Source organism: Stieleria sp. (assembly GCF_041595215.1).
Lineage (GTDB): Bacteria > Planctomycetota > Planctomycetia > Pirellulales > Pirellulaceae > Stieleria > Stieleria magnilauensis.
Genome location: NZ_JBFHKV010000668.1, coordinates 1 through 4,834 on the forward strand (window position 1 = coordinate 1; position 4,834 = coordinate 4,834).

General features: G+C 59.5%; 4 protein-coding genes and 1 pseudogene. 2 read left to right on the plus strand and 3 right to left on the minus strand.

Annotated elements, in window-relative coordinates:
• Together ABX749_RS22100 and ABX749_RS22105 are read left to right on the plus strand one after the other, a co-directional pair.
• Positions 1-564: pseudogene (locus tag ABX749_RS22100) on the plus strand (peptidase M50); the annotation flags it as partial.
• A 136-nt stretch (positions 565-700) separates the two neighbouring features.
• Positions 701-1,522 carry a CBS domain-containing protein gene (locus tag ABX749_RS22105; RefSeq protein ID WP_372897892.1) on the plus strand — a complete coding sequence of 274 codons (822 nt, stop codon included), beginning with the start codon at positions 701-703 and terminating at the stop codon, positions 1,520-1,522.
• Between the two features lie 45 nt (positions 1,523-1,567).
• Here ABX749_RS22105 and ABX749_RS22110 read toward each other — a convergent pair whose 3' ends face one another.
• The 3 genes from ABX749_RS22110 to ABX749_RS22120 all read right to left on the minus strand — a co-directional run.
• On the minus strand, positions 1,568-2,638 hold the full coding sequence (locus tag ABX749_RS22110; RefSeq protein ID WP_372897893.1) for a peptidase: 1,071 nt from the start codon (positions 2,636-2,638) through the stop codon (positions 1,568-1,570).
• 186 nt (positions 2,639-2,824) lie between these two features.
• Positions 2,825-3,523 carry a hypothetical protein gene (locus ABX749_RS22115; RefSeq protein WP_372897894.1) on the minus strand — a complete coding sequence of 233 codons (699 nt, stop codon included), beginning with the start codon at positions 3,521-3,523 and terminating at the stop codon, positions 2,825-2,827.
• 864 nt (positions 3,524-4,387) lie between these two features.
• The coding region (locus tag ABX749_RS22120) for a DUF1501 domain-containing protein (RefSeq protein ID WP_372897895.1) at positions 4,388-4,834 on the minus strand (447 nt) is incomplete at its 5' end.

Genomic DNA, 4,834 nt, shown 5'->3' on the forward strand with positions numbered 1-4,834 from the left:
ATGCTGCCGGCGTTCCCGATGGACGGCGGCCGCGTCTTGCGAGCGCTGTTGGCCATGGGCATGCCCTATCGCAACGCCACACGCTTGGCCGCCGGCGTGGGCCAAGTGGTGGCTATCCTGTTCGCACTGTTTGGGCTGATGTCGGCGAACGTGATGTTGGTCATCCTGGCCGCGTTCGTGTTCTTGGCCGGTCGCGGCGAAGCCATGATGGTGGAGCGTGAGGCGGAATGGGAACAACGCGGCTGGCAACCGATCGACTCGACGGCCGAGCAACCGTTTCCGCGAGAGCAGGTGTCGATCGAGCCGGCAAGCCCCCAGCCGTCAGCCGCCGAACAGTCACTGCCGGTGGTCAACGCACAATGGGATGCCCGCAACGTATTGGGCTGGCTGTCCAGCCAATCGGTTGACGAGTTCTTGGTGTCCAGCCACGGAGTCGTGGTTGCCGTCGTCCGCAAGTGCGACTTGCTCAAGGCCGTCGCGGCGGGCATGGGATCATTCACCTTGGAACGACTATTGTCCGGTCGTTTCGTGCCGTTTCGGAACCTTCGATCACCCTCGATGTAGTCTTCGAGGGCTTCACCACGGTAGCGAACTGGCGTGACGCGGCCGCATCTGCGATCATTGATGCTGCAGAATCGGGCAACCCGTCGTCGATGCGGTGTCGAAAACGAGACGTCTTCCCAGCCGATGAGAACCAGTCGTGACCGCCGAGTCCAACGAATACGTGACGACCGAATGCCCCAACGGCCATCGCGTCCGCGGCGACCTGGGATGGCTGCACCGCGAAGTCCGCTGCCCGCATTGCCAAGCGACGTTTCGGTTTGACCGCCCCGAATCGACCGCCGCCGTTGTCACACAGGTCAGCGCCCCACCACCGGTCGAGGCACGATCGCTCAGCGATACCGGCGTGATGCGGATCATCGACAGTTTTGGTAAACCCGTCGTGCCCGAAGACGACGGCAGGACGCGGCACTGCAGCAATTGCGGCGCGGTTTATCCGAGCAGCATCTCGGTCTGCTTCAACTGCAACATCGAACTCGACCCACCCGAAGACGACGCGGCGGGGCGCGCAGCATCCGCAAAGCCTGCGTCCGGACAGGCCGGCAACCGCGCAGGCGTCGAATTCCAACCTGTCGATGAGTCGCCGTTCCAGGACGTCACGATCGGTTCCGTGATGCGGCCCCGCAAAGCGATGATCGAACTCAAGGCTTCCCATTCGATGGTGGAGACCTTGGACCGCATCCGTCAATCACCGCATTCCTGCTATCCCGTCGCGGAAGATTCCGGTAACGGTTTGATCGGATGGGTCGGCATCGAACAGATCCTGTCAGCCGAATCGGATGCGTTCGATCTGAGCATGCTCGCCAACCCCATGGCGGTGATGCATCGATCACGACCGGTCAGCGATCTGTTGCCGGTCCTGCAACGAACCAAGTGCTCCTTTGTCCTGGTCAGCGACGAAACCGACACGGTGGTCGGAATGGTCACGGCCAAGGACGTGCTCCTCAGCCTGCTGAAATAGATCCAACTGCTGAATCAGATCGACGCGGCGCCGCGACGCCGTCGATCACACGCGAGTCAGCTTGGTGACGCGCCCGGTGGCGACCCATTCGGCGACGTGGATGTTCCCATCCAAGTCAAAACAGGCATCGTGCGGGTGGATGAACTTGCCGTCCAGCCAACGTGACTCATCGGCGCGAACCGATCGCTTTTTGTCCGCCAGGATCCGCTCACGGTCGTCACCGAGTGTTGCCACCGGTTTGTAATTCAAATCCAACAGCGAAACCCGGGCGACCAGTTCTGGGACCAGCATCAGATCTCCGTGGGTGTCCACATTGGCAGGCAACCCGAAACCGTCGATCGTTTGTTTGTAGCGGTGGTCCATGTCGAACAACTGCAACGTGTGATTGGCTCGGTCGGCCACCACGATGCGTGATTCGATGCCGTCGCGGTCATCGACCCAGATGCCGTGTGGAAGGTTGAAGGTGCCTTCGCCCTTGCCGGCGCCGCCGAAGTGGCCTTTCCAATTTCCATCGGCATCGTAGTGGTGGATGCAGTACGCGCCGTATCCGTCGGCCAACAGGAAGTCGCCGTCGGGCAAGAAGGCAAAATTGGTCGGCATGAATCGGTCGCGGCCCCAGACCTTTTTGGGATCGCTGGCTTCACCATCGGCGTAGCGATCCGATTTCATCGGGGCATACTTCTGCCAAACCACTTCACCATCGAGCGTCAGCTTTGCGATCGTTTTAAGATGCTGATAGCCGCTGACGTACAAGAAGGGTGTGCCGTCTTCGACGCGGATGTCCAGGCCGTGGCCGCCGCCCTGAAACTGCTGTCCGAATGCTTTGACGAATCGCCCCTCTTCATCGAACACAAAGATCGAGGGGTGATCGGATTTTTGGGCGTCGCCTTCGTGGATCACGTACAGACGATTGTCAGGGTCCATCGTGACGTTGTGGGTGATTTGCCAATGGAATTTGTCCGGCAACTGCGGCCAGTGGTGTTGGCATCGAAATTGGAACTCGCCGCTGCCGACGACGTCTTGAGCGTCCGTTCGTTTGGACGTGATGATCGCGGGAGCGGCGACCGCCGCGGCGCTGGCGGCGAGGAACGTTCTTCGGGTGTGTGGAGCGGGCATGAACGGTCCGATGTGGGAGGAAGATTCAGGGAATGAAAGCACCCAGTCTAACTCAGCGGCGAGTGGCATGCAGTGCATGCCAATTGCCTGCGTAGGGCATGCTGTGCATGCCAATCGCCTGTCAGGCACAGCCTGACCTACGCCTTGGCGAGTCCCGCTCTCCCATACTCTACCGTCGACAACGCCCTAATTGCCGCCTCCCAGATCGGGAAGGATCAAGCGTTTGTCGGCATGTTCGGCGATAAACATCTCGATCGAACGCGCCTGTTCATTGATCGCGTTTTCGGCGGCTTCCTGGACTCTTGTGTCCGCCCGGTTGGTGAACAGCTTTGGCACGTCAACGCGGACTTTCATTTCGACGGTGACCTGGACCTCGGTGCCATCGTCGCTCGGACGCGCCTCAAGCGTTGTCTGGTAACTTTCCAGATTCCCCGCCGCCGCAATCGACTTGGTCACCACATTCATCGAATCGGCTTCAATCGTCGCCTGTTGTCGCAGCGCCAGTTCGTCTGCGTCGATCGCCGGATCATCCAATCGCACCCTGATCTGTCTGATCGCATCGAGGTTCATTTTTGATTTGCCGCGAATTGCGTTGAGCAACGGTCGATCGTCGGCACTGGCGTCCACTTGCAGGTCCCGAATTTGGACGTCAATCAATTCCATGCCCGACCGCTCAACGATCGCAGCCGTCGCGTTCTTTCTGACCATGATCTGGCGAAATTTGTCGTAGTCGCATGGCACAACGAAGCGGGTCTGATGCGCGCCGATTGCGAGGTGACTGACCGGTCGCAGTGACCAGACCGCGACTGCGACCGCGGCAACGACCAGCAACACAATCGCGACGAGGGTCCCCACACGGGACGTTGTCCAAGCGTTTCGATTCATGAGTACTCCAGTGGTAGAATCCGTTATTGTAGGCCAGGGCAAGTCCAGGTCTACGTTGCGCACGATCTGCGGCCAGTGAATTCGCAATCAGCACCCATCTCGGGAATCGTCACCCTCGCCGTTGCATTGACTAACCCTCCTGCCATTTTTCCCCGACTTCCTTTTTCGCAGCGGAGAGTCTGCGTTTCTGTCTGCGATCCTGCTCTCGATCGGTGGTGCAATGTTTGGGATGGCCTATGCGAGCGTGGTTGCGCTGTGCTGCCGACTCCTCGGCCGTCGCCCCCGTCCCCGACCACACTTTTGGATCGCCGGTCTGGCTTCGCTGGCCGTCGCCTACCTTGGGGCAATGCTCGTCCATTGATGCATTCGGACTGGCCAAGAGTCGTTCCAAACCCCTTTCCCCCATTCGTCGTTCCGAGCCAAGAGGCCGTGGTCGACAGGTTGCCTATCCTGCCAATTTGGCTTTTTCGCATCCGTCGAGAGGAGGTAGGAAGATTTTGGAGGTAGGAAAATTAAAGGCTGGAGTGGATCGGGGGAACTGGTTCGGCAGCCATCATCGGGGGTGTGTTGGCTCGTCGTTTTCAGCAGTCGGCCTGAATTGCTTTGTGTTGTTTGGTGGGCAGGTCGATTTGTTTTGAAGCCCGGTGGGGAATGGAACGGGGTAAAGTAACCGGACAAATAGTGCCATGACGTCAACCTCCCGCGACGAGCGGGAGGGTGACCTTCTATGCTGGACGGTCTCTGAAGCCTGTACATTGACATGTATGCTCGTGCCGTTCTTGTCTTGCCGGTTTTCGCTGCGAAGCAGCGATCGTGGGCGGCTGAAGCCTGCACACCAACACGTAGGCTCGTGCCCTTGTTTGTTTAGGCGATGACGTCGTGGAGGGTGTTTCCGCCGATGATGAGGGGGCGGTTGTTGCGGTCGTAGATTTCGGTTGCCGGATCGATGCCGAGGAGTTGGTAGATCGTGGCGGCCAGGTCTTCGGGTTTGACCGGATTCTCCGCCGGCCGGCTGGCGTGTTCGTCGGACTTGCCGTACACGTAGCCTTTCTTGACGCCTCCGCCGGCCAACAGGGCGGTGTAACACTGCGGCCAGTGATCGCGGCTGAGGTTCTTGTTGATCTGCGGTGTGCGGCCGAATTCGCCCATCCAAACGACCAGTGTTTCGTCGAGCAATCCGCGTTCTTCTAAATCGTCCAAGAGCGTCGGTAACGTTTGGTCGGTGATCGGCAGTTGGTACTTGTTGACGATCTCGTACATGCGTGTGTTGTCGAATCCGTGCGTGTCCCAGCCGCCGTCATTGACACGGCG